The sequence below is a fragment of the Pseudomonas sp. L7 genome, from assembly GCF_046605565.1.
Taxonomy (GTDB): Bacteria; Pseudomonadota; Gammaproteobacteria; order Pseudomonadales; family Pseudomonadaceae; genus Aquipseudomonas; species Aquipseudomonas wayambapalatensis.
This window is the reverse complement of record NZ_CP176784.1, coordinates 617,193-640,150: the sequence shown is the minus strand read 5'-3', so window position 1 is coordinate 640,150 and position 22,958 is coordinate 617,193. Positions and strand designations below refer to the sequence as shown.

At 60.5% G+C, this 22,958-nt stretch carries 19 protein-coding genes and 1 pseudogene; 13 read left to right on the top strand and 7 right to left on the bottom strand.

Annotated elements, in window-relative coordinates:
* The first annotated feature begins 40 nt into the window (after positions 1-40).
* From eat to ACK3BK_RS03025, 8 genes are all read left to right on the top strand, one after another.
* Entirely contained in the window at positions 41-1,489 is a 1,449-nt protein-coding gene (gene eat / locus ACK3BK_RS03060; RefSeq protein WP_186669232.1) for an ethanolamine permease, read from the top strand.
* A gap of 49 nt (positions 1,490-1,538) precedes the next feature.
* Entirely contained in the window at positions 1,539-2,933 is a 1,395-nt protein-coding gene (locus ACK3BK_RS03055) for an ethanolamine ammonia-lyase subunit EutB (RefSeq protein WP_186669230.1), read from the top strand.
* An 8-nt stretch (positions 2,934-2,941) separates the two neighbouring features.
* The gene (eutC, locus tag ACK3BK_RS03050; protein ID WP_186720316.1) at positions 2,942-3,760 is read left to right on the top strand and encodes an ethanolamine ammonia-lyase subunit EutC; all 819 of its coding nucleotides are present in this window, start codon (positions 2,942-2,944) and stop codon (positions 3,758-3,760) included.
* 108 nt (positions 3,761-3,868) lie between these two features.
* Positions 3,869-4,327 carry a GNAT family N-acetyltransferase gene (locus ACK3BK_RS03045; protein ID WP_186669225.1) on the top strand — a complete coding sequence of 153 codons (459 nt, stop codon included), beginning with the start codon at positions 3,869-3,871 and terminating at the stop codon, positions 4,325-4,327.
* Positions 4,328-4,536: 209 nt separating this feature from the next.
* On the top strand, positions 4,537-5,184 hold the full coding sequence (locus ACK3BK_RS03040) for a DedA family protein (protein ID WP_054892787.1): 648 nt from the start codon (positions 4,537-4,539) through the stop codon (positions 5,182-5,184).
* Positions 5,185-5,190: 6 nt separating this feature from the next.
* Entirely contained in the window at positions 5,191-6,006 is an 816-nt protein-coding gene (locus ACK3BK_RS03035) for a zinc-dependent peptidase (RefSeq protein WP_186669220.1), read from the top strand.
* A gap of 93 nt (positions 6,007-6,099) precedes the next feature.
* Entirely contained in the window at positions 6,100-6,627 is a 528-nt protein-coding gene (gene ppa / locus ACK3BK_RS03030) for an inorganic diphosphatase (RefSeq protein WP_003255365.1), read from the top strand.
* A 225-nt stretch (positions 6,628-6,852) separates the two neighbouring features.
* Positions 6,853-7,539 (top strand): helix-turn-helix transcriptional regulator, encoded by a 687-nt coding sequence (locus ACK3BK_RS03025; protein WP_411383708.1) that lies wholly within the window; start codon positions 6,853-6,855, stop codon positions 7,537-7,539.
* A 267-nt stretch (positions 7,540-7,806) separates the two neighbouring features.
* Here ACK3BK_RS03025 and ACK3BK_RS03020 read toward each other — a convergent pair whose 3' ends face one another.
* The 7 genes and pseudogenes from ACK3BK_RS03020 to ACK3BK_RS02990 all read right to left on the bottom strand — a co-directional run.
* Entirely contained in the window at positions 7,807-8,313 is a 507-nt protein-coding gene (locus ACK3BK_RS03020; RefSeq protein WP_186669216.1) for a fimbrial protein, read from the bottom strand.
* Between the two features lie 16 nt (positions 8,314-8,329).
* A complete protein-coding gene (locus tag ACK3BK_RS03015) occupies positions 8,330-8,809 on the bottom strand; it encodes a fimbrial protein (RefSeq protein WP_186710326.1) in 480 nt (159 codons plus the stop codon).
* Positions 8,810-8,826: 17 nt separating this feature from the next.
* Positions 8,827-9,747 (bottom strand): fimbrial protein, encoded by a 921-nt coding sequence (locus ACK3BK_RS03010; RefSeq protein ID WP_411383707.1) that lies wholly within the window; start codon positions 9,745-9,747, stop codon positions 8,827-8,829.
* Positions 9,748-9,758: 11 nt separating this feature from the next.
* Positions 9,759-12,344, bottom strand: a complete 2,586-nt coding sequence (locus tag ACK3BK_RS03005) for a fimbria/pilus outer membrane usher protein (protein WP_411383706.1) — start codon at positions 12,342-12,344, stop codon at positions 9,759-9,761.
* 42 nt (positions 12,345-12,386) lie between these two features.
* Positions 12,387-13,088, bottom strand: coding sequence for a molecular chaperone (locus ACK3BK_RS03000; protein WP_186669211.1), 702 nt, complete (start codon positions 13,086-13,088; stop codon positions 12,387-12,389).
* Positions 13,089-13,149: 61 nt separating this feature from the next.
* Positions 13,150-13,731, bottom strand: coding sequence for a fimbrial protein (locus ACK3BK_RS02995; protein WP_411383705.1), 582 nt, complete (start codon positions 13,729-13,731; stop codon positions 13,150-13,152).
* 363 nt (positions 13,732-14,094) lie between these two features.
* Positions 14,095-14,246 (bottom strand): annotated as a pseudogene (locus tag ACK3BK_RS02990) (IS5/IS1182 family transposase); the annotation flags it as partial.
* 187 nt (positions 14,247-14,433) lie between these two features.
* Here ACK3BK_RS02990 and ACK3BK_RS02985 point away from each other — a divergent pair.
* The 5 genes from ACK3BK_RS02985 to ACK3BK_RS02965 all read left to right on the top strand — a co-directional run bounded on the left by ACK3BK_RS02985 (position 14,434) and on the right by ACK3BK_RS02965 (position 22,607).
* Entirely contained in the window at positions 14,434-14,778 is a 345-nt protein-coding gene (locus ACK3BK_RS02985; RefSeq protein ID WP_411383704.1) for a hypothetical protein, read from the top strand.
* A 111-nt stretch (positions 14,779-14,889) separates the two neighbouring features.
* Positions 14,890-17,712 carry an ATP-binding protein gene (locus ACK3BK_RS02980; protein ID WP_411383703.1) on the top strand — a complete coding sequence of 941 codons (2,823 nt, stop codon included), beginning with the start codon at positions 14,890-14,892 and terminating at the stop codon, positions 17,710-17,712.
* Positions 17,709-18,908 carry an EAL domain-containing protein gene (locus ACK3BK_RS02975; protein ID WP_186669205.1) on the top strand — a complete coding sequence of 400 codons (1,200 nt, stop codon included), beginning with the start codon at positions 17,709-17,711 and terminating at the stop codon, positions 18,906-18,908. Before ACK3BK_RS02980 ends, ACK3BK_RS02975 begins: the two co-directional genes overlap by 4 nt.
* Positions 18,909-19,024: 116 nt before the next feature.
* A complete protein-coding gene (locus tag ACK3BK_RS02970) occupies positions 19,025-21,928 on the top strand; it encodes an ATP-binding protein (RefSeq protein WP_411383702.1) in 2,904 nt (967 codons plus the stop codon).
* 31 nt (positions 21,929-21,959) lie between these two features.
* On the top strand, positions 21,960-22,607 hold the full coding sequence (locus ACK3BK_RS02965; protein WP_411383701.1) for a response regulator: 648 nt from the start codon (positions 21,960-21,962) through the stop codon (positions 22,605-22,607).
* Positions 22,608-22,958 lie beyond the last annotated feature (351 nt).

The window sequence follows — 22,958 nt, the reverse complement described above, 5'->3', positions numbered from 1 at the left end:
GGAATCCCTTCCGGCCACCAAAAAAACAACAGGTGAAACCATGCCAAGCGATCACTCCGCCGGCACGCCGGCAAGTTCCTCCGTAGATTTCGAGAAAGTCGGCTCCGACTATTTCCAGCAACGTGAACTGAAAAAAGGCGCCGCAGGCTGGGTCCTGCTGGTGGGCCTGGGCGTGGCCTACGTGATTTCCGGCGACTACGCCGGCTGGAACTTCGGCCTCGCCCAAGGCGGCTGGGGCGGCATGTTCCTTGCCACGCTGCTGATGGCCACCATGTACCTGTGCATGTGCTTCTCGCTGGCCGAGCTGTCCTCGATGATCCCCACCGCGGGCGGCGGCTACGGCTTCGCGCGCAGCGCGTTCGGGCCCTGGGGCGGCTTTCTCACCGGCACGGCGATCCTCATCGAATATGCCATCGCCCCTGCCGCCATCGCCGTGTTCATCGGCGCCTACTGCCAATCGCTGTTCGGCATCGGCGGCTGGATGATCTACCTGGCGTTCTACATCGTCTTCATCGGCATCCACATCTTCGGCGTCGGCGAGGCGCTGAAGCTAATGTTCATCATCACCGCCATCGCTGCGATTGCACTGGCGGTGTTCCTGATCGGCATGGTGCCCCATTTTGATGCAGCCAACCTGTTCGACATCGCCAAGACCGACGCCGTCGGCGCCAGCAGCTTCCTGCCATTTGGCTATGTCGGCATCTGGGCGGCAATCCCCTATGCGATCTGGTTCTTCCTCGCCGTCGAAGGCGTGCCCCTGGCCGCCGAAGAGACCAAGAACCCCAAGCGCGACCTGCCCCGCGGCCTGATCGGCGCGATGCTGGTGCTGCTGGCCTTCGCCCTGCTGATCCTGGTGGTCGGCCCCGGCGGCGCCGGCTCCGAAGCGCTCAAGGCTTCGGGCAACCCGCTGGTCGAGGCGCTGTCGAAGGCGTACGGCGGCTCGACCTGGATGGGCGGCTTCGTCAACCTGGTGGGTCTGGCCGGGCTGATCGCCAGCTTCTTCTCGATCATCTACGCCTATTCGCGGCAGATTTTCGCACTTTCACGCGCGGGCTACCTGCCGCGCAAGCTCTCGGAAACCAACAAGAGCAAGGCGCCGGTACTGGCCCTGGTGATCCCCGGCATCATCGGTTTTGCCCTGTCGCTGACTGGCCAGGGTGACCTGCTGATCCTGGTCGCGGTGTTCGGTGCCACCCTGTCCTACGTGCTGATGATGGCCGCGCACATCACCCTGCGCATCCGCCGACCGAAGATGGAGCGCCCGTACCGCACGCCCGGCGGCATCTTCACTTCGGGCGTGGCGCTGGTGCTGGCCTGCATCGCCGTGGTCGCCGGCTTCCTGGTCGACCCACGCGTGGTGATTGGCGCTGCCGTGATCTATGCGGTATTAATTGCCTACTTTGCTTTCTACAGTCGCCACCATCTGGTGGCCGGGACGCCGGAAGAGGAATTCGCCGCGATCCAGAAGGCCGAAGAGGCCTTGCACTGATCGCCGACTTACGCCGCAGGCCAGCCCTGCGGCGCCCTGGAGATTCTGTATGGCAAGTTTCGTACACACGGTAGGCAATCTGGTCTACCGCTTCGACAGCCTCAAGGAAGTCATGGCCAAGGCCAGCCCGGCGCGCTCGGGCGACTTCCTGGCCGGTGTTGCCGCCAGCAACGACGGTGAGCGGGTCGCCGCACAAATGGCCCTGGCCAGCATCCCGCTCAGTCACTTTCTCAACGAAGCGCTGATCCCCTACGAACAGGACGAGATCACCCGGCTGATCATCGACACCCATGACGCCGCCGCTTTCGCCCCGGTCAGCCACCTCACCGTCGGCGGCCTGCGTGACTGGCTGCTCAGCGAGGCGGCCGACGAAGCCAGCCTGCGCGCCCTGGCCCCCGGCCTGACGCCGGAAATGGCCGCCGCCGTATCCAAGATCATGCGTGTCCAGGACCTGGTGCTGGTGGCGCAGAAGATCCGCGTGGTCACTACCTTTCGCGGCACCATGGGCCTGCGCGGGCGGCTGTCGACCCGCCTGCAGCCCAACCACCCCACCGACGAGCCGGCTGGCATCGCCGCCAGCATCCTCGACGGCCTGCTGTACGGCAACGGCGACGCCATGATCGGCATCAACCCGGCCACCGACAGCATCGCTTCGATCTGCGCCCTGCTGGAAATGCTCGATGCGATCATCCAGCGCTACGACATTCCCACCCAGGCCTGCGTGCTCACCCACGTCACCACCTCGATCGAGGCGATCAACCGAGGCGTGCCGCTGGACCTGGTGTTCCAGTCCATCGCCGGCACCGAGGCCGCCAACGCCGGCTTCGGCATCAACCTCAACGTGCTTCAGGAAGGCTACGAGGCCGGGCTGTCGCTCAAGCGCGGCACCCTCGGGCAGAACCTCATGTACTTCGAGACCGGCCAGGGCAGCGCGCTGTCGGCCAACGCCCACCACGGCGTCGATCAACAGACCTGCGAGACCCGCGCCTACGCCGTGGCTCGGCATTTCAAGCCATTCCTGGTCAATACCGTGGTCGGTTTCATCGGCCCGGAGTACCTGTACAACGGCAAGCAGATCATCCGCGCCGGCCTGGAAGACCACTTCTGCGGCAAGCTGCTCGGCGTGCCGATGGGCTGCGACATCTGCTACACCAACCACGCCGAAGCCGACCAGGACGACATGGACACCCTGCTGACCCTGCTCGGTGTCGCCGGGATCAACTTCATCATGGGCATCCCTGGCTCCGACGACATCATGCTCAACTACCAGACCACCTCGTTCCACGACGCGCTTTACGCGCGCCAGACCCTCGGCCTGAAACCCGGCCCGGAATTCGAAGCCTGGCTGGAACGCACCGGCATCTTCACCCAGGCCGACGGCCGGGTGCGCTTCGGCGACAACCTGCCTCCGGCCTTCCGCCACGCGCTGGCGCAGCTCGCATAGGGATGAGCATGGACCGACATACCCCCACACATGACAATCCCTGGCTGGCCCTGCGCAACCTGACGCCCGCGCGCATTGCCCTGGGCCGTACCGGCACAAGCCTGCCGACCGGCGCGCAACTGGACTTCCAGTTCGCCCACGCCCAGGCTCGCGATGCGGTACACCTGCCCTTCGACCATGCCGGCCTGCGCCAGCAACTGAGCGACCGTGGCCGTGACAGTCTTTTGCTGCACAGCGCCGCTGCCGATCGTCACCAGTACCTGCAGCGTCCCGATCTGGGCCGTCGTCTGAGCGACGACTCGGCGCTGAAACTGCGCGAACACGCCCAGGCCAATCCGGGCGGCGTCGATCTGGCAATCGTGGTGGCCGACGGCCTCTCGGCATTGGCCGTGCATCGCCACACCTTGCCGTTGCTGAGTCGCTTCGAGGAACAGGCCGCCGCCGATGGCTGGAGCAGCGCCCCGGTGATCCTGGTGGAGCAGGGACGGGTCGCGGTGGCCGACGAGGTCGGCGAGCTGCTCGGTGCGCGGATGACCGTGATGCTGATCGGCGAACGCCCCGGACTGAGCTCACCCGACAGCCTGGGCCTGTACTTCACCTACGCCCCGAAAGTGGGCCTGACCGACGCCTACCGCAACTGCATCTCCAACGTACGCCTGGAAGGCCTGAGCTACGGCATGGCCGCGCATCGCCTGCTGTACCTGATGCGCGAGGCCTGTCGCCGGCAGCTTTCAGGGGTGAACCTGAAGGATGAAGCCGAGGTCCACAGCATCGACAGCGAAAATTCCCCCAAAAAATGCGGAAACTTCCTGCTCGGTGAAGGGTAAAAAACATGTAACCCAAGGCGGATTGCGCTTCTAGGCTGCCTTGGGGCAGCATGCCGGTACGAGGCAGCTTGCATCCCCCCGTTCCCACATGGACTCTGAGGCCTGCTCATGCGCATCATCAAGGCAACCCTGGAACACCTCGACCTGCTCACCCCGCTGTTCGTCACCTATCGCGAGTTCTACGGGCAACTGCCCTACCCCGATACTTCGCGCACCTTCCTCGAGAAGCGACTGAAACGCGGCGAGTCAGTGATCTACCTGGCCCTGCCGGATGACGACGACCACAAGCTGCTGGGCTTCTGCCAGCTCTACCCGAGCTTCTCGTCACTGTCGCTCAAGCGCGTGTGGATCCTCAACGACATCTACGTAGCCGAGGATTCCCGGCGCATGCTGGTGGCCGACCACCTGATGCGCGAAGCCAAGAAGATGGCGAAGGAAACCAACGCCGTACGCATGCGCGTGTCCACCAGCAGCAACAACGAGGTGGCGATGAAAACCTACGAGTCCATGGGCTTTCGCAAGGATACCGAGTTCGAGAACTACGTCCTGCCGATCAGCCAGGATTGACCAGCCGGGCTTCTGGCCTGTGGGGACGGCACCTGCCGTCCCGTAACCCGCCGCTACAAACTCCCCGGGCATCTTCCCGACTTCGCCGTATAATGCCCCATTCGTCATGTGTGAAAAGTTACCCATCCACCGGTGAACATGCCCACGCAAAATGACGTCGTCCGTCATCGCGCGCCCGTGGAAGCGGGTCAAGACAACAGGTGCTGTACATGGAATTCAACCCGCTGGACCTTATCCTGCATCTCGATGCCTACCTCGACCTGCTGGTGACCAACTATGGTCCCTGGATCTACGCCATCCTGTTCGCGGTGATCTTCTGCGAGACCGGCCTGGTGGTCATGCCCTTCCTGCCGGGCGATTCGCTGCTGTTCATCGCCGGCGCCGTGGCCGCGGGCGGTGGCATGGACCCGGTACTGCTCGCCGGCCTGCTGATGGTCGCGGCGATCCTGGGCGACAGCACCAACTACGTGATCGGACGCACGGCCGGGGAGCGCCTGTTCCGCAACCCCAACTCGAAGATTTTCCGCCGCGACTACCTGCAGCGCACCCACGAATTCTACGAACGCCACGGCGGCAAGACCGTCACCCTGGCGCGCTTCCTGCCGATCCTGCGCACCTTCGCGCCATTCGTCGCCGGCATCGCCCACATGCATTACCCGCGCTTCCTCGGCTTCAGCGTCGCCGGCACCCTGCTGTGGGTCGGTGGCCTGGTCACCCTGGGCTACTTCTTCGGCAACGTGCCCTTCATCAAGCAGCACCTGTCGCTGATGGTCGTGGCCATCATCGTCCTGTCGCTGGTGCCGATGATCCTCGGTTTGCTGCGTGGCCGGCTGGGCCGTACCGCCAAGGCCCACTGACCGTCCATGTGGTCGTTCAGCGCCTGGCGGCGCAAGCGCACCCTGGCGCGCTACCAGGTCGATCAAGCGCTGTGGCAGGCGATCCGTGACCGTCTGCCCCTGCTCGACGGCATCAGCGACGAGGAAGACCGCTGGCTGCGCGAGGCCAGCGTGCTGTTTCTCTACGACAAGCACCTCACCACCCTGCCCGGCGTCGAGCTGGACGACGAGCAGCGTCTGTTCCTCGCGGCCCAGGCCCAGCTACCGCTGCTGCACCTGGGCGATCTGAACTGGTACCAGGGCTTTCACGAGATCATTCTCTACCCCGACGACTTCAAGAGCCCGCAGCGCCACCGCGACGCCAGTGGTGTCGAGCACGTGTGGGACGCCGAACACAGCGGCGAGGCCTGGCAGCAGGGCCCGGTGATCATGGCCTGGGCCGGCGTCGAGGCCAGCGGCGGCTGGGAAGCCTACAACCTGGTGATCCACGAGCTGGCGCACAAGCTCGACATGCTCAACGGCGACGCCAATGGCCTGCCGCCCCTGCACCCAGGCATGGACGTCAGTGCCTGGGCCGAGGCCATGCAACAGGCCTACGACGACCTCAACCGCCAGCTCGACGCCAACCCTGACCTGGAAACGGCCATCGACCCCTACGCAGCGGAAAACCCGGCCGAGTTCTTCGCCGTGACCAGTGAATACTTCTTCAGTGCCCCTGACTTGCTGCATGAAAGTTATCCACAGGTGTACCGGCAATTGTCGCTGTTCTACCGCCAGGACCCGCTGGCCCGCCTGACACGCCTGCAAGCCGAGCACCCGCAGTACCGCGACGCCTCCGTCTGATCTGCCAGCACATCAGGCCGACCGTGGCATGCGTTGGCGGAATGTGCCTATAATCGCCGCCACTTTTTTGGTCAATCACGGGGGCAAAGCCCAATGAGCTACAGCAAGATTCCTGCGGGCAAGGACCTGCCGAACGACATCTACGTCGCCATCGAGATCCCGGCCAACCACGCGCCGATCAAATACGAGATCGACAAGGACAGCGATACCCTGTTCGTCGACCGTTTCATGGCAACCCCGATGTTCTACCCAGCCAACTACGGCTTCATCCCCAACACCCTGGCCGACGACGGTGATCCGCTGGACGTGCTGGTCGTCACCCCGTACCCGGTCGCCCCAGGCTCGGTGATTCGCGCCCGTCCGGTCGGCGTGCTGAACATGACCGACGACGGCGGCGGCGACGCCAAGGTCATCGCCGTACCGCACGACAAGCTGTCGCAGCTGTACGTCGACGTGAAAGAGTACACCGACCTGCCGGCCCTGCTGATCCAGCAGATCGAGCACTTCTTCGCCAACTACAAGGATCTGGAGAAGGGCAAGTGGGTCAAGATCGAAGGTTGGGAAGGCGCTGACGCCGCCCGCGCCGCGATCACCAAGTCGGTTGCCGCCTACAAGGGCTGATGACCGCCTTGCCATGAAAAAGCCCGGCCATGTGTGCCGGGTTTTTTTATGCCTGCCAGATACAGACACCGTTTTCTTGCGGGGTCTTCAAATGCCTCATCCATAAATAAGAGAAAAATCCCACATTAGCCTGCAAAAACGGCCGACAAAAACTCCAGATTCCCACCATCAGCATAAACACCCTGTTTATTCCCTCGCCTCGCGCCACAATCTAGACTCGCCGCCATGAACAATTCCGGTGACCGTCTCAAGACCCTTCTGCAGGAATGTGGCCTGACCGCTTCCGACTTCGCCGCCCAGCGCAAGGTCACGCCCCAGCACGTGAACAATTGGTTCAAACGGGGTATTCCCCTGGCGCGCCTGGACGAACTCGCCGACCTGTTCTGCGTCCATCGCCGCTGGCTGCGCAACGGCGAAGGCCCCAAGCACCCGAGCCCGATCCTGCGTCCTGGCCTGCCTCAACCCGAAACCACGCTACCCGGCCATGGCGGCAGGCAGATCTGCGTCGATTTCCACCGCCTGCTCGACGGCCAGCTCATACCGGATCCGGACCGCCACCTGCTGGTGTCGGCCCAGGCCTTGGAGACGCTCGGCATCCTCCCGGAAAATGCCATCTGCCTGGACATGCCGGACGCCAACATGGCCCCGCTGATCCCCATTGGCGCCGCCCTGGCCATCGACCGCAGCCTGACCCGCGTGGTCGACGGGCAGACCTACGCGCTGCTGCACGAGGGCCGGCTGCGGGTGCACAGCCTCAGCGTGGGGCAGAACGGCACGCTGTGCCTGCACAGCCACGACCGACGCAACTACGCCGTCGAGCGCTACACCCCGGCCCAGCGCCACGCCCAGGGCATGCAGGTATTGGGTTGGGTATTCTGGTGGTCGTGGTTCAGCCGTCAGCGGCCCGTATGACACACCCGGTGCCAATTTTCGCTGGGCATCCCTGGCGAGCCCTAGTATGCTACGCGGCACATTTAGCCGAGGGTCGGCACAAGCCGCATCCCAGAGCACCTGACGACGCCCCACACGGCCGTTTGTCATCTTTTTCAGGCCTCGATGGCCAACCTGTTAAGGCGGTTGCGGCTTACCAAAAATTAGCCAAGCCCGTCCCCGAGAGCCGGCCACAAGCCGGCTTTTTATTTGTCCGAAGAAATCCAATAGTACTCATCGGCCTTCCCCTCACAAATACTCCATAACCATCAGCAACTGTGTCTGATACCCCCCAACCGCTGGAGTCTGATCCCCCATCTTGATCGCCTTGGCTCCCAAACTAAGCTGCAGATTTCCACCGGAAACGGTGAACGCCAACACTTCGTTGAGCCGCAAAGCAGATGTCGGCGAGGCCGAAGTCAGGTCACGGAGCCGCAGACGCAAACCCAGTCCATTGAGGGTGGTCTTGAGGGTGGCGTCGTCGTATGCCGCATCAGCCGGCACCAGGCGCAGATTCACCCGAGTATCGTCGGCGCAGCGAAACGCCAGCGGCACGTCGGTCCAAGGAGATGAGCCAGCCGTCAGTTCGTTGCGGCTTATCGCTGGCAACGAAACGCTCTGGCTCTGCGGGAACAGTGTGGTGCACAAAGGCCGTACCAACGCGCCGGTAACTTGCAGCTCACTCGCTGCGTCGGCGCGGACCAGGCTTGCCTGGCACATCAACACAGGCAGGCACAGTGCAATGATCCCCCTCATCCCAGCCCCCGTCGATTTATAGATAAACAATATTCACGACCGCCGAGGCCGAAAAGGCTCCCTCAGTCAGCGCGCCCTGCGCAACCAGCCTGGCCGACATACCAAGATCGACTGCCCCCGATACATTGCTCACCGTCCGCGCCACCCCGCGCACATTGATGGCGGTGTTGTTGTCCTTGCGCAGCAGCTGGTAGCCGAGGTTCGCTCGGCCGGCAGATGCGATGGTGTCGGTCAGCGCGCTCGAAGCCGTAATTGCGATCGTGAACGATGAGTTAGCTGGACAGGTGAGCGCCAGGGGCAGATCGATTGCCGGCGCTGCGGCCACTTTGTCGTATTCGATACTGCCAAAATTGGCGGTGAGGGTTCTGGCGCTGGTCAAGGTGCACGGCGGTCGCGTGAGAGTGCCACTCACGTTGATGGTCACCGACTCGGTAGCGGCGTTAGCTGATGCGCTCATTACAAGGGCAGCCGCAGCACAAAAAAATGGAATTCTCATGGTTCAGCTCCGGAAGATCAGGGGTACGTTAGCGTTAGGGTGTACTGGCTGGAAAAATTGCCTGTTGGCGGAGCGCCCGCATTATTCAACCTCGGCTGAAAGCGCAAACTCAGGTTGTTAGTGCCCGCTGCCAGCGCGATGCTTCGCGCGCTGCCAAGTGCGACCGGGCTGTTCGTGTCAGCCCAGGTGCTGGCCATGGACAAGCCGGACAAGGTGGTCGCGGAAAGTCCTTGTGCCGCGTTCACGACAGCTTGCGTGGGTGTGAGGGTTGCACGAATGGTCGATGCTGACTGGCAGTTGACAGCGATGTTCGCTACCTGACTGGCGCTTGCAGTTTCAGCGTTCGACAGCGTACCGAAGTACACGTTGGAAGGTGCGGTGGAGTTCAACCTGCAGGCCGGGTTTGCCACGGTGTATTGCACCAACCCGGAATAAACCCACTCCGACCAATTCTCGTAGCCGCCAATGGAAGTGATTGCGTAGTTGAACAGCAGAAAGTAGGGCCCAGGCCTGTCCACCGCCCTCGTGTAGATAGTGGTCGAAATCGTGAATCGCGTGCCGACAGGCAGCGCGGTGCAGCCGTTAGGCATGCAAGTCGTACCGGTAGTTCCAAGCCCCCCCCGACTGACTTGCTGACCGTTGGCCATGACCACAAATGTGCCAAGGGGTGTACCGTTCGAATATTGCGCGGTGTAAGTGATGTTGGCACCGACGGGGAAGCGCCGAGTGATGTTGCAATCAAGGCTCACGGGAATCGTGAATATATCGCCCGGAGCCAAGGTGCCTCTGTCCATTTGCAAAGGCGTGCTGGCGCAGGTCAAGTTGTTGCCGACGAACGCTTGCGCAGCGGGGTGAAACAGCACCGCCATGATCATGATGAGTGCTGTCCAGCACGTCTGGGCCATGTTCGGGCGAGGGGTTGAGGTAAGAAGCTTCATATCAAGAATCCTTAGGAGCTCATCGGTGAACGCGCGCAGGTGATCGCTATCTGCTCGATGCCTTCGCCCTTGAGCGCGAAGTGTTCGAGATCCAAAGGCGCTTGACACCAAGGTTTGCCGTCCACCTCGACGATCAATTGCGATACATCCGGCACCCCCGTGAGGTATACCCGGCCGCTGTCGGCAATCATGGCGCTACTGAGCAAATGGCCGGCCTGGTCACTGAGAGTGGCCTGGGCCGCAAACGGCGCTTCCTCACCGTCTGGTGTCACCAGCCTGACCAACAGACGTCGACCGTTACGGGTTTCGAAAGCCGCCTTGATGAAGGCGCCGCGTGTAGGCAAGACTTCTTGGACCAGATCACTGATGTCAGTGGTGTCAGACAAGGTGTCGGTGTTGAGCGACACTTTGTTAGCCCGATAAGGCTGAGCTGACGGCACGATGGTATAGCCGGACTGATTGGTGCGGATGCCGCTGCGCGACTTAACGCCAACGCCAGCGGCGCCCGGCGTAGAGACGATGATGTTGGTCTCGCCCAATGGCTGGGTGAACATGACAGTATCGCTGGTGGCGACCAGGCCACCTTCGACGCCATAGTCGAATTGCGTGCTTTGCCGATCAGAGCTGTAGGCACCGTGCCAAACGGCATTGGCGGCGTTGTAGCGCGCGGCCAGCGAATGTCCCGTCAAGCGGTCACCCTGGGTATCGCGCTGCTCCAGGCCCAGGTTGTAGGTCAATGCGTTGTCGGCAAGCAGCGAGTCGCTCAAATTGAGGTTGCGGTTGGCGTTGCCAGCATTGTCGCGGCTGGCTCCCGCACTTACCCTGCGACTCGACCCTGGACCGCCGAGCGGCAGGCTGACCCCTATCGATACACTGTTCTGGGTTTGCCCTGCCCCGCGCGCTTGGGCCAGGCTCAGGGTATAGGCTGCACTGCCGACGCTGAAGTTATAGCCCAATTGAAGCGAGGTGGTACTGCGTGTCTGGTTCCAGAACTGGGTCTTGCTAAGGTTGGCAAACATTCCGCCATACGCGCCGAACTGCTGCGAAATATTGGCGGTGAACGCACTTTTCATATGCCCGGAAAAGTACTCGGAAGCTAACAACGCGCTGTCGAGCAGGTGTTCGTCATCAATCACTGCGGTCGCAGGCGATTTGGCACGCAAGTTGACCGCCTCGTTGAAACTGTAATAGCCCGCTGTGGAATAACGGTAGCCAACCAGACTGAAATTGGTGTCGGTCGCCTCTACGGACTTCGAGTAGCGAAAGCGATACGACTGGCCAGAACTGCTGCGCGCATCGATACCACGCGTCGCTGCCTGAGTCACGTCAAGAGAAATTGCGCCAAAGCCTGCGATGTCCTGCGCGATGCCGAACAGCGCGGAACGATAATCAGCGCTCAAGATGCTGCCGGCCAGCAGCGTCGTGCCGCTGGCCACGCCGCGGCGGTAGCTAAGCTGGGCGAAGGTCGGTTTTGGCAGGCCGGACGTCGAGTTGGCGGAACGATACTGGCCCACGGTGAATTCATAGCTCTGCTGCCCTTCGCGCAGCATGTAAGGCACCGACGAGAACGATTGAACGTAGACCTGACGATCGCCATTGGGCCCCTCCACGGTCACTTCGATGTCACCATTACCGGGTGTGGAATACAGGTTTTTCAGCGCAAACGGGCCAGACGGCACCCACTGCTCGCTAATGACATAACCACGTTGACGCAGCGTCACCAACGAGCGACCGTTGGCGATCCCGCGGATCACTGGGGCGAAGTTACGCGCATCATCCGGCAGCATGTCCAAGTCCGTCGCGACACTGACGCCGCGATAGGAAATCGCATCGAACAAGTCACTGCTGGTCGCACCCTCGCCAACGGTCGCAATGGCCATGCTGTCGCCGAGCGCATGCTGGACATAGGTATCCACCGACTTCCACTGGCCTGCCGTGCCAGTACTTTTCTGGTACGTAGAGAAATTACGCAGACGCCATGCACCGGCATTGATCCCACTGCGCAGGCTGCCGAATTCTGCTTGCCGGCGGCTGTTGTCGTTGCGGTTATCGCTGCCGGTGAACGTGTAGTTGGCGAACGCCACAGACTCACCGTCCGACCAACGCCGACGCCGCAACTCGAAGGGCACTTCACCAATGAACGCTTGAGGGACTTGCAACTGCAACTGCTGTTTGCCGAAGTTGTAGTCATACGTCACGCCAGCCAAGCTGCCGGAAAACGCTATACACCCATGTTCGTAACTTTCGGCGCTCGCAAGACGGTCAGTATCGACGCCCAACTCCTGCAACGCAGCCAGGGTAAAGCAAGGGTACAACGCGGTGATGCTCGCCGGCTGGTCTGCCGGCGTGCGGATGAACTGCACATCCCGCACATCCAGCGCCTTGCCGTTCAAGCTGAGCGACACCTGGTAGATTCCGGGCAATTGGCCTTGACTGAGCGCACCAACTTGCGCAACCACAGCCTCACCGCCGCGTCCTCCGCCGATTTCCAGAAAGCTGGGATCGAAATCAATGGCAGCCAGCGCACTGGATGGACCAGCGCAAACGAAAACCAAGGATAGACAGGCAGCCGGGGTGTGACGCAGCCGCTGACTCATGCGCCCCGTTGCCATGGCGTATCCCTCATGCAAGCAAATGAATTAATTGACCAGGGTCTTTACCGGTGCTTCGACTGCGCTGCCGTACTCATTGATGTAAGTAAGGTTAATCGTGTCGCCTGCGCGTACAGGGAGGTCAACGATCCTACTTTCGCCTGGCTTGATGAGTTCGAGCAGCCCTTTACGCTCGATGCCATTGACCACCAGCTTGCTGACGACCACGTGGTAGCCAGACGGGTTTTGAATATGCAGACGGCCCTGTCCAGCTGAAGCTTTTAGCCCTGCCACAGCGTCAACTAAATTGCCTTGCAACCCCTCAGGGCGATAAAACAGTTTGATACTGGTTTTAACGGCAATCTGCAGCACGTTCTGATGGGCCGGATCGGTGGACTTTGCGGGAATAGCTTTTACATTGACCGTAAACAAACTTTCTTTATCGCTGGCGAAGACACTTTTATCGATGGCCATAATCCTCAGCATGTTCTGACTACCGGGATCGAGACGGAACAATGGAGGCGTAATCAGAAAGGCATCGCTGCTGCTCTCACTGCCACCGTACTCACTGACCCAGGACTGGATCAGATAAGGAATATTGTCTTCAGCGGAGTTGGTTACTGACAGGCTCGCTTCCTTTTGCTTGGCCTGATAGACGACCCGCGTGGCGCCTACATTGACACCCGCATGCGCCAGCACGCTGCTAAGGCTAAGTACCAGGGCGAACAACCCTGCGAGTTTCGATTTCATCTGATGTCACACCCTTGGCCCAGGATCCACGCTGCACGTGGACCCTGGTGATTCAGCGTAATTAGCGATAAGTGATGTCGAAGCTGGCAATGGCATTGACGCGACCGGTGCCAATACCACGCGCAGTGACGGCACCGTCGGTGTCTACCGTGTCGGCTACCAAGCGCACGTAAGAGGCAGTGAAGTCGAAGGTGTTGCTGGCTGGGCGCAGGCTGTAGGCAGCGCTTTCAGTGTTGAGCGGCAGCTTGGCACCGGTGCGGGCATCGGCGATCTGAATACCCACGCCTGCAACCTGATTGCTGCCGACCATGCCCAATACCGTCGCATCGCTGGCGGCTTGCTGACCGCTGAACTTCACGGTTGCGTTATGCAGTGTCGGCCCGCTGCAGTTCTCCAGCGAAATGCTGAAAGGTGTACCGCCATTGGCAGCCAGGGCACCGACGGTATTTGGGAAGTCTGCGATACGCACTTGACCCATATCGACAGACTGAGTAGCACTTTGAGTATTGATTGTGCACGCGTTGTCATTGACCACGCCTGTGAACTCGATTTGACCATCGGCCGCTTGCGCAGCGGTGAGCATGAAAGAAGTTACCAGGGCAGCGCAGGACAATGCGGAGTATTTGATTGAACGAACAGACATGACAGGCCTCGCTTTATAAGTGATAGGTCCCTGGCAACGCATACTGTCAGCAGGGGATTGAACTATCACTTAGCTCACCCGTGATCAACATAAGACGAATCTCAAAAGCCAATCTGCCCAGCACAGGCCAACTAATAGCGGCAGAGGCGCCATTCAGCAAATAGGTTTCCACGGAAAAATAGTTGGCCTTCAGGCGTTAGGAAACCCCAAGCGAAGTTTCTGACCAACCGGAAATGGGCGGCATGGGCATGCAGAAAAGCCCGATGTTCAGGTGCTGATTTTATTGGAGGACCAATGCAACGCTTTGGTTATCTGCCTCTGGTGCACAGCCCCCCACACCACGAAATGATTGCCAGCGTACCTGCGACGAGCCGCAATCTGCCAGATCGCGGGTCGCCCTTGATGCGCCGGCCGTTTCTCCACGCCGGTATGACCCGCTTCGGCACAGATAACACTTTCCTAGCCATGCAACAGGTGGCGGGCGCCGCTACATCGGCCACATTCGCCGCGGCACCATGCCCGGGCAGTTGATCAGAGTGCTATTTCAGCCCCGCTAAGGGGGTCTGTACTGACTTGATGGAAAAATCCTCGCGGCAGGGAATCGTGCATGCCGGACCATTCGTCTGGTGAAAGGATTCAGCTCTCACCCTATTTGGCCGCCAGCCGATAAGCCGATTAGTCACTCAAAATTGGAATGCAAACATGAAAGGATTTTTCGTTGCTGCGGTGCTCTGCTCTTTGCCCCTATTGAGCCAGGCCGAAGATAGGACGCCGCTGCATGGCACTGTGCGCTTCACTGGAGCGGTGGTGACTGGACTCTGCAATGTCACCACGTACAGCCAAGGCAGGGTGTGGGAATCATGTGCGCAGGATGCGACGTTTTCGACCTTGACGGTTCAAGCCGCTGCGAGCACACCGCCCCAGCACATCAGCATCCAGCCATTGCCGCAGCCCTCAACCAAGATGGATCAGGAGTATGTACTGATCAACGCCACGGGCAGCGCGGTCGAACAAGGCCGCTATGTGATTACCCAGAAAGTGCTTTGAAGCATGCCTAAGCATCCCCCCATGCTCAGCAGCCGCTGACCAAGGCTTGCCGACTAGAGATTGAGATCCGTCCTATTCAGGACACGGCAGCCGCAAACTAGGCTGGCGCCGATGAGACCTGACCACCTGATCCCGACGCTCCACTCCTCGCTCTCGACGCCGCAGGCGGCGCGCAAGCTCCTGTGCCTGTTCGCCTTCAGCCTTGTAGCGGGAGTGTTCATCGGTGCTTACAGCTACCTTCGTGTAACGCTGAATCAGGAGATATCGTCCCGCCGCAGCTACATGAACGAAGCGATCTTTGATGCTCAGGGTTTCTTCGTCAGCCGCCAGACGCTGCTCAAAGGGTTGGGGTTGTCTACGGTCAGGCAACCCACGCTTGCCGCCGCCGAAACCAACAATGTGCCGGAAGAGGAGATTCATATCATCCTCGGCCAGGACCATGAAATCTGGAGCCTATGGCTGACCCGGCGCATGCTCGATTACTTGCGGACCAACGAGGTCAACCTGATCTATGTGCCGCAAACGCCAGGCGCAGAGGTGCAACGCCTGTTCACCGCCGCCACCCATGCTGAGAGCATGCCCTCGCGGGTGCTTGAGCGCGTGCGGTCGGCCAACGATATCCAGGCGTCTCAAGATGAACTCTGGCTGACCGATCCCGGCCGACTGGATTCACCGCTGTATATCTTCATCAGAATGGACGAACGCAAGGCCACCTCAGGCTGGCTGGGGCTCGAGGTCGATGGCCCAAACCTGATCAAAGCCCTGCAGCACGAGCAGGCTGGTGACTTCAAGTTGCTGGATGCCAATGGTCAACTGATTCTGAGCAACGCCCCGCTCCCGCCTGCAAGCACGCGACGGGCTGATAACGTCCCGACGTCCAACAGCTTCGGCTGGGAGGGCGGGTTCTGGTTGCCGGAAAGGCTGACTATCCGCAAACATCTGGACTATTCCAACTGGCAAATCATCTACAGCATACAACTGAAATCCTTGCTTCCCAGCTTGGCAATACCGCTTGCGGCGGCGCTTCTTATTTGCCTTCTGGCCACGGTGTTCATGCTCTGGTGCGTCAAGCGGATCAACCAGCGGTTGATCGTGCCGGCCGCCGCGCGTATTGACGCCCTGATAGAAAGCGAGGCGTTCTGCAGCGCAGTGATTCACGTCGCCCCTGTGGCCTTGTGCGTGCTGCGCCGCAGCGATGGCGCGGTGGTGCTGGAAAATCAACTATCGACACAGTGGCTGGGGATGGGCGATGAGCGAACGCGGCTATGCCATCAATGGATTGACCGCGCTTTTGGCTCCGAAACAGAGCGAAGCAGCACCGATGAACTACAGATGGCGGACGGTCGACATCTGTTCCTGAGCTATGCTCCAACGCGCTATCAGCGCGAAGATGTACTGATCTGTGCATTCAGTGACATCACCGAACGCAAAACCACCGAAATGGCCTTGCAGCAGGCTCGCACCCTGGCCGACGCAGCCAATGAAGCCAAGACGCTGTTCCTGGCAACGATGAGCCACGAAATCCGCACCCCGTTGTATGGCGTGCTGGCAACGCTCGAACTGCTTTCCCGGACTCAGCTGGACACACAGCAGCGCGGCTACCTCACCGCGATCGAAGGCTCCTCGGCATCCTTGCTGCAATTGATCTGCGATGTGTTGGATGTGTCGAAGATCGAAGCCGGCCAGTTGGCACTGGAGCTCACGACTTTTGCGCCGCTGGAGCTGACTCAGGACGTAATCCAGAACTATACCGGCGCGGCCCAGAGCAAAGGCCTGCAGCTGTTCGCCTGTATTGATCCGCGACTGCCCGAGCACGTGCTGGGGGACGTCACCCGGATTCGTCAGATTCTCGGCAACCTGCTGAGCAACGCAGTCAAATTCACCGAGACCGGACGCATTGTGGTGCGCCTGCTGCTGATGTCCCGCGAGGGCGAACGGGCCATGTTGCAGTGGCAGGTAGTCGATACCGGCAAGGGCATTCCTACGCAGGATCAACAACAGCTGTTCGAGCCGTTCTTTCAAAGCAGCCCGACCGCCAATGTGGTCGCTGGCACCGGCCTGGGCCTGTCCATCTGCAAGCGCCTGGTGCACTTGATGAATGGCTCGCTCAGGGTGTTCAGCGAGCCGGGCCTGGGCAGCAGCTTCACGTTCACCCTGCCGCTCGAGCAGGTCTCAGCGCACACGCAGTACGCCTGGGCTCAGCCACTGGTCAGTGAGCGCATCTATGTCCACTCGCAGGTGCAGGAACTGGCTGAGCACACTGCGGGCTGGCTGCGCCGCTGGGGGGCACGGGCACAGCTGACAGGCCAGGATACGAGTCAACTGGATACTGGCGCGACGCTGGTCGAGCTGTGTCCAGGTCAGGCCAGTACCACCCTCAAAGATGACTGGAATGGTAATCGGGTCGTGGTGGCGCAGGATGCACACGGCATTGTCCAGGTCGACGAGCGCACCTGGCGCGTGGGGCTGAACAACCTTCAGGCACTCAATCGTGCCGTCGGCCAAGCGTTGGGCATAGAACTGCAAGACGAGCCGATGAAGCCTGTCACGGTTCAGAAAGGCCGGCTGAATCTGCACCTGCTGGTGGCAGAAGACAACATGATCAATCAGCTCATTCTGCGCGACCAACTCGAGGAACTAGGCTGCACCGTGGTGCTGGCGCGCGACGGTGTCGAGGCCCTGGCGCTGTGGCAAGACGCCGACTTCGACATCGTCCTGACCGATGTCAACATGCCGCGCATGAACGGCTATCAACTCACCGGAGAGCTGCGCGCAAGGGGCTGCAGCGTACCGATCATCGGTGCTACTGCCAACGCCATGCTGGATGAGGCAGAGCGTTGCCTGGGGGCAGGCATGGCACACCTGCTTGTCAAACCCTTCACGCTGCACGCCTTGTACCAGTGCTTGCAGCCTTACCAGAGAAGCGTGTCGTGAACGTGTATCGCGTGCTAATAGTCGAGGACCATCCGTTTCAACACCAGTACCTGACGACTGTCTTCCAGGCGGCAGGCGGCTTTGAGGTGGAACTGGCCTGGGATGGCGCCACTGCACTGCAGCGCCTGGCAAGTAGCCGATATGACTTGCTGCTGACTGACCTGATGATGCCGCATATGGACGGTGTGCAACTGATACAGCAACTGGCGCAACTGCATCGTCCCCCTGCCCTGGCATTGATGACCGCAGCATCGCGACGCATGCTGGTTGGCTCCGGCCAGGTCGCCAAGAATCTTGGGCTGCGCGTCGCCGGCCTGATCTCCAAGCCGGTCCGAGAGGCTGAAGTTGTCGGTTTGCGCGAACGACTCGATGACCTCACCGAACAGGCCCGAGCATTCAGCAGCAGACCGCGAGGCTGCCGTTCGCGCAGCACCTTGGCCAAGGCCCTCGAGAACGGTGAAATCCAAGCGTGGTTCCAGCCGAAGATGTCGCTGCATGACGGAAGCATCGTCGGTGCCGAGGCGCTCGCGCGCTGGGTACATCCTGCCGAAGGTTTGCTTATGCCCGGCGCTTTTCTCGATGAGATCGAAAACGCCGAACTGGAAATCGAGCTGCTCACCTGCATGCTGGGTCAAACCCTTGGCGCCCAGGCACAGTGGGAGCGCATGGGCCATCCGCTGCCTGTATCGATCAATCTGCCGACCCACCTGCTCGATCATGCCGACCTGGTCGACCGCTTGCTGGCCCAGGTACGGATCAACCAGGCCGACCCCCGCCAGATCACCTTCGAGCTCACCGAGACCTCTACCACCCAACTGTCCAGCAGCTACTACGCCGGTGCATGTCGCTTGCGGCTGATGGGGTTCGGCCTCGCTCAGGACGACTTCGGCAGGGGGTACAGCTCGTACTTCAATCTGGTGTCGACGCCGTTCACGGAGCTCAAGATCGACCGCTCGCTGGTATCAGGCTGCGGCGAAAACGACGGCTTGGCGTCAGCCTTGCTCAGCATCACCGAACTGGGACGCAAGCTTGGCCTCATCACGGTCGCCGAGGGTGCAGAAACCCAAGCCGAATTGGCAGTGCTTCGCCGAATCAAGTGTGACCACGTGCAGGGTTTTATCATCTCTCCAGCCGTCGCGCGGGATGACTTGGCCAATTTATTAAGGGAAGATGGCCCACGGCCAGCACTAATTTGAAACCTCACGGTCAAACGATTCAGCTCAGGGAAGTGCTGACTGTTCAAGGACGATAGACGCTATTTGCGCACCTTTAGCGTCGGTCTATTTTCTTCCTTTAGCCGAGCCCTACCCCCATGAAACACGCGAGCCTACACCTGGACGCCCTGGCGCTGAGTTCCCAACGCCTGAACAAAGCTCTGTTGCTGATGACAGGCTTGCTGATACTTCTGTCCAGCACCTGCTACTGGGCGGTGTCGCGGCTGCTGGAGGCCGAACAACAGCGCGTCGAATTTCATTTCGCTCGGGTCGTGGAAATCATCCACGAGCACGAGTCGTTTATGCGAAATGTAGCGACCGGCTACCGTTACAGCAGCTCGCCGCCCCTGCACTCGGTACAGTCCGTTTCAGTGATCCAGACTCAGCCTATTGGTGATCAGGTGTTGCTCAAGGCCAAAGGTTTCGACCTTTCGTTGCCGTTCTCCCTGGCCCATGGCCCAGGCTATAGCAAAGAAGACGAAGGCCGAGCGCTGGCCTTGGGCGTGCAGATGACCGACTACTTTGGCGGGTTCTGGGCCAGTTCATTCTATTCTTCACCACAACTGTTCATTCTCAGCCCGGCCGGCGAAGCCAGCCTGGCAATTCCCGCCGCAGATGCACCTCGCCAGCATCTGCCGCTGCTGCAAGAGCAATACAGCTCTGTCATCAACCGTCTGCAGCAAATCCTGCCCTCACAGACCCTGCTGAACGATCATCGTGTGCGCTGGATGCGCGCGCCCTCGCAGCTGTACCAGAAGCACCGCAGCATTGTCGCGATGATCGGCCTGGACGCTGCCAGTGCCCTGCTTCCTGCCGGCAAAGCGAATGGCCTGCTGGTCCTAGCCGCCACCGTCGATACCGCCCAGGTCGATGAGTTCGAGCGGGTGCTGCAATTGCCGGTGTACAACCAGTTCACCCTGATCTCGCCTGAGGACGACGTAGTGCTCGGCACTCTGGAGCCAGGCACCACTGCTCCTTTGGGGCTGAGCTTCAATCAGCAGGGGCTGCGTTTCAAGTTGATATCGAACTCCGGGGAGCGCTGGACCGGCCTTTATGCAATCAGCTATCAGGACTTTCTGCGCTATGCCAAATGGCCGTTGATGGGGCTGATGCTGACGTTTATTGCGGCGATTCTGGTCGGCCTGTGGATCAACCGCTGGTACCAGACCCGTATCGTCATACCAGCTCAAAAGGCGCAAGAACGCCTGTTCGAGAACGAGTCATTCAACCGCCTGATGCTGCACAACGCACCCGTTGGGTTGTGTGTTCTGCGTCGCAGTGACCGCAAGCTGCTGCTGGAAAACCAGCGCGCTGCGCAGTTGGCTGCCACCCCAGCCGTCCTCCAATTGCTGGAAAGCCATGATGGCGATCAGGCGCCCGGGGAGACCTGCCTGCTGGTCGACGGTCGCTATGTTCAGGTCGTGGTCGTGGCCGCCCGCTACGAGGGCCAGGACGTGTTCCTGTGTGGCTGCAATGACATCACACGGCATGTAGACGAGACCTTGATGCTGAACCAGGCACACCGCCGCGCCACTGCCGCCAACGAAGCCAAGACCGTGTTCCTGGCGACCATGAGTCACGAAATCCGCACGCCGCTTTATGGCGTGCTGGGCAATCTGGAACTGCTCTCGCTGACTGATATGACCGAGCGTCAACGCCACTACCTGGAAGTCATCCAGGGCTCGTCAACAGTGCTGTTCCAACTGATCAGCAACGTACTGGACGTATCCAAGATCGAATCGGGCCAGATGCCGGTTGAGGAGGCGCCGTTTGACCCCGCTCAACTGGTGGAGGATGCAGTGGTTGCCTTCAGCGCAACCGCACGCAACAAAGGCCTGGATATCGAAGCGGAGATAGATCCGCAGATCCCCAAGCAGATCCTGGGTGATGCCGGGCGGCTGCGGCAGATACTGCACAACCTGTTGGGCAACGCCATCAAGTTTACCGACTCGGGCCGTGTTCGCCTGCGTCTGACTGTGCAATCGCGCAACGCCGACTGCGTTTCGCTGCAATGGCAGGTCACCGATACCGGCGTCGGCATCAGGGAGCAAGCGATTGAGCAACTGTTCAAGCCGTTCTATCAGGTCGCGCCCGGCCAGGATGGCAATGGTGCAGGGTTGGGTCTGTCGATCTGCAAAAAGTTGAGCGAACTCATGGGCGGGAGCATGCGGGTTGTGAGCGAGCCCGGGCTGGGCAGCAGCTTCTCTCTGCTGATCACCCTGCCTATCGTTCACACTGCGCCACCGCCACCGCCGACCTCACTGCTGCCTACATGCCTGGATGAGCCCTGCCTGAACGTGCGCGTACTGGTTGCAGAGGACAATCCGGTCAGCCAAGCGGTGCTGCGCGAGCAGCTCGAAGCGCTGGGTGCCCACCCGACGGTTGCCAACGACGGTCAACACGCACTGAAACTGTGGCATACCCAGACATTCGACCTGGTCATCACCGACATCAACATGCCACGTCTCAACGGTTATGAGCTGGCGCAAGCCCTGCGCGTGCAGGGCGTGGATGTACCGATCATCGGCGTTACCGCCAACGCCCTACGTGAAGAAGGCGAGCATTGCCTGGCCATGGGCATGAGCGCCTGGGTGGTCAAGCCGCTGAGCCTGGGCATGCTCCGCCAAGCCCTGATGTCGCACTGCCGTAAAGCCAATAGCCAGCAGTTGCAGCCTTTGGCGCCGTCGGCAAAGGACGATCAGGAAGGCTGGATCGAGCTGTCGCCTGCCATGCGTGAGCTGATGGCTCAGACGCTGGTGGCGGACATTTCTCAGATCGAGCAAGGGCTTCAGGCGTCAGATGCACTTGTCGTGCGTCAACGCCTGCACAGCATGAGTGGAGCTCTGGCCAGTGTGCACGCACAGGCACTCCACCACCTCTGCCAGCAACTGGAAGAAGCGTTGCATGCGGGTCCGCTCGACGCGCCGCTGATCGTACAGATCAGAGCCCTCTGCGCCCGCCTCGCGGCATTGGCGCAATCTTTGGGCGAGCAAACTCAATGATGCCTACCATCTACTGCAAGAGATTCCACCAATGTCTCAATTGAAGATCGTCATCGCCGATGACCATCCCATAGTGCTACTCGGCGTGCGCGAAATCATCCAGCGCGATGGGCGCTACACCGTAGTAGGCGAGGCGGTCAGCTCCAGTGAGTTGATTGAGCAGCTGCGCAAGCACAACCCGCAGCTGCTTATCACTGACTTCAACATGCCCGGCGATGCCACCTATGGCGATGGCCTGAAGTTGATCGAGTACGTGCTGCGCAATTTCCCACAGACGCAGGTCCTGGTGCTGACGATGATTTCCAACAGCCTGATCCTGTCACGCCTGCAGGAACTGGGGGTTGTCGGCGTGATCCAGAAAAACCACCTGCATCAAGAGATCGAGAAGGCGTTGACCGCTCTGAGTTCGCAGCGTCGCTACACCAGCCCTAAACCCGAGGCGCGCTCGGTGCTGGTCCGCCCCGGCCAGATAGAGGATCGCTTTCAAAGTCTCTCGCCTCGTGAAATGGAGGTGCTGCGCCTGTTCGTGACTGGCTTGTCGGTGAGTGACATTGCGCGGCAACTGTGCCGCAGCAACAAGACGGTGAGTGCACAAAAAGTGTCGGCCATGCGCAAGCTGGAGATCGACAGTGATCAAGAGCTGATGGCCTACTGCATAGAAACTCGTCAGTTTTCCTGACAACGCCCAATAAGCGGGCTTCGTACCTGACGGCCGACACATGACACCTAGAACAGCGCAGGCAATGGTCTTTGCGGTACGCCGCAATAACGCAATAGCGCTGAGCGAGAACCTTCAGAGATAATCGATGATCGGCTGCACATGGGGCTGATAGCGTCCAAATGCAGGAGATTGATCACTTACCATGACAACCCGCACTGCCCGAGTTAGCCGCACGCCTGATTCTGCGACAGTGAAGCTCAAGGCGTCATACAGTCGCATATCCAGGACCGCAGGGCCTTGATCGAGATCGTGCAAGCGCAGCCCCAACCCTTAAAAGGATAGCGCTCAAGGTCACGCTGTCGCCTGCCG

Excerpts from the sequence above, each read along its gene's own strand:
- ACK3BK_RS02970 (WP_411383702.1), top strand. The coding sequence starts at position 19,025 with ATGAAACACGCGAGCCTACACCTGGACGCCCTGGCGCTGAGTTCCCAA.
- ACK3BK_RS03035 (WP_186669220.1), top strand. The coding sequence starts at position 5,191 with ATGTGGTCGTTCAGCGCCTGGCGGCGCAAGCGCACCCTGGCGCGCTAC.
- ACK3BK_RS03010 (WP_411383707.1), bottom strand. The coding sequence starts at position 9,747 with ATGAAGCTTCTTACCTCAACCCCTCGCCCGAACATGGCCCAGACGTGC.
- eat (WP_186669232.1), top strand. The coding sequence starts at position 41 with ATGCCAAGCGATCACTCCGCCGGCACGCCGGCAAGTTCCTCCGTAGAT.
- eutC (WP_186720316.1), top strand. The coding sequence starts at position 2,942 with ATGGACCGACATACCCCCACACATGACAATCCCTGGCTGGCCCTGCGC.
- ACK3BK_RS03020 (WP_186669216.1), bottom strand. The coding sequence starts at position 8,313 with ATGAGGGGGATCATTGCACTGTGCCTGCCTGTGTTGATGTGCCAGGCA.
- ACK3BK_RS03040 (WP_054892787.1), top strand. The coding sequence starts at position 4,537 with ATGGAATTCAACCCGCTGGACCTTATCCTGCATCTCGATGCCTACCTC.
- ppa (WP_003255365.1), top strand. The coding sequence starts at position 6,100 with ATGAGCTACAGCAAGATTCCTGCGGGCAAGGACCTGCCGAACGACATC.
- ACK3BK_RS03055 (WP_186669230.1), top strand. The coding sequence starts at position 1,539 with ATGGCAAGTTTCGTACACACGGTAGGCAATCTGGTCTACCGCTTCGAC.
- ACK3BK_RS03025 (WP_411383708.1), top strand. The coding sequence starts at position 6,853 with ATGAACAATTCCGGTGACCGTCTCAAGACCCTTCTGCAGGAATGTGGC.
- ACK3BK_RS03000 (WP_186669211.1), bottom strand. The coding sequence starts at position 13,088 with ATGAAATCGAAACTCGCAGGGTTGTTCGCCCTGGTACTTAGCCTTAGC.
- ACK3BK_RS03015 (WP_186710326.1), bottom strand. The coding sequence starts at position 8,809 with ATGAGAATTCCATTTTTTTGTGCTGCGGCTGCCCTTGTAATGAGCGCA.
- ACK3BK_RS02995 (WP_411383705.1), bottom strand. The coding sequence starts at position 13,731 with ATGTCTGTTCGTTCAATCAAATACTCCGCATTGTCCTGCGCTGCCCTG.
- ACK3BK_RS02965 (WP_411383701.1), top strand. The coding sequence starts at position 21,960 with ATGTCTCAATTGAAGATCGTCATCGCCGATGACCATCCCATAGTGCTA.
- ACK3BK_RS03045 (WP_186669225.1), top strand. The coding sequence starts at position 3,869 with ATGCGCATCATCAAGGCAACCCTGGAACACCTCGACCTGCTCACCCCG.
- ACK3BK_RS02980 (WP_411383703.1), top strand. The coding sequence starts at position 14,890 with ATGAGACCTGACCACCTGATCCCGACGCTCCACTCCTCGCTCTCGACG.
- ACK3BK_RS02985 (WP_411383704.1), top strand. The coding sequence starts at position 14,434 with ATGAAAGGATTTTTCGTTGCTGCGGTGCTCTGCTCTTTGCCCCTATTG.
- ACK3BK_RS03005 (WP_411383706.1), bottom strand. The coding sequence starts at position 12,344 with ATGAGTCAGCGGCTGCGTCACACCCCGGCTGCCTGTCTATCCTTGGTT.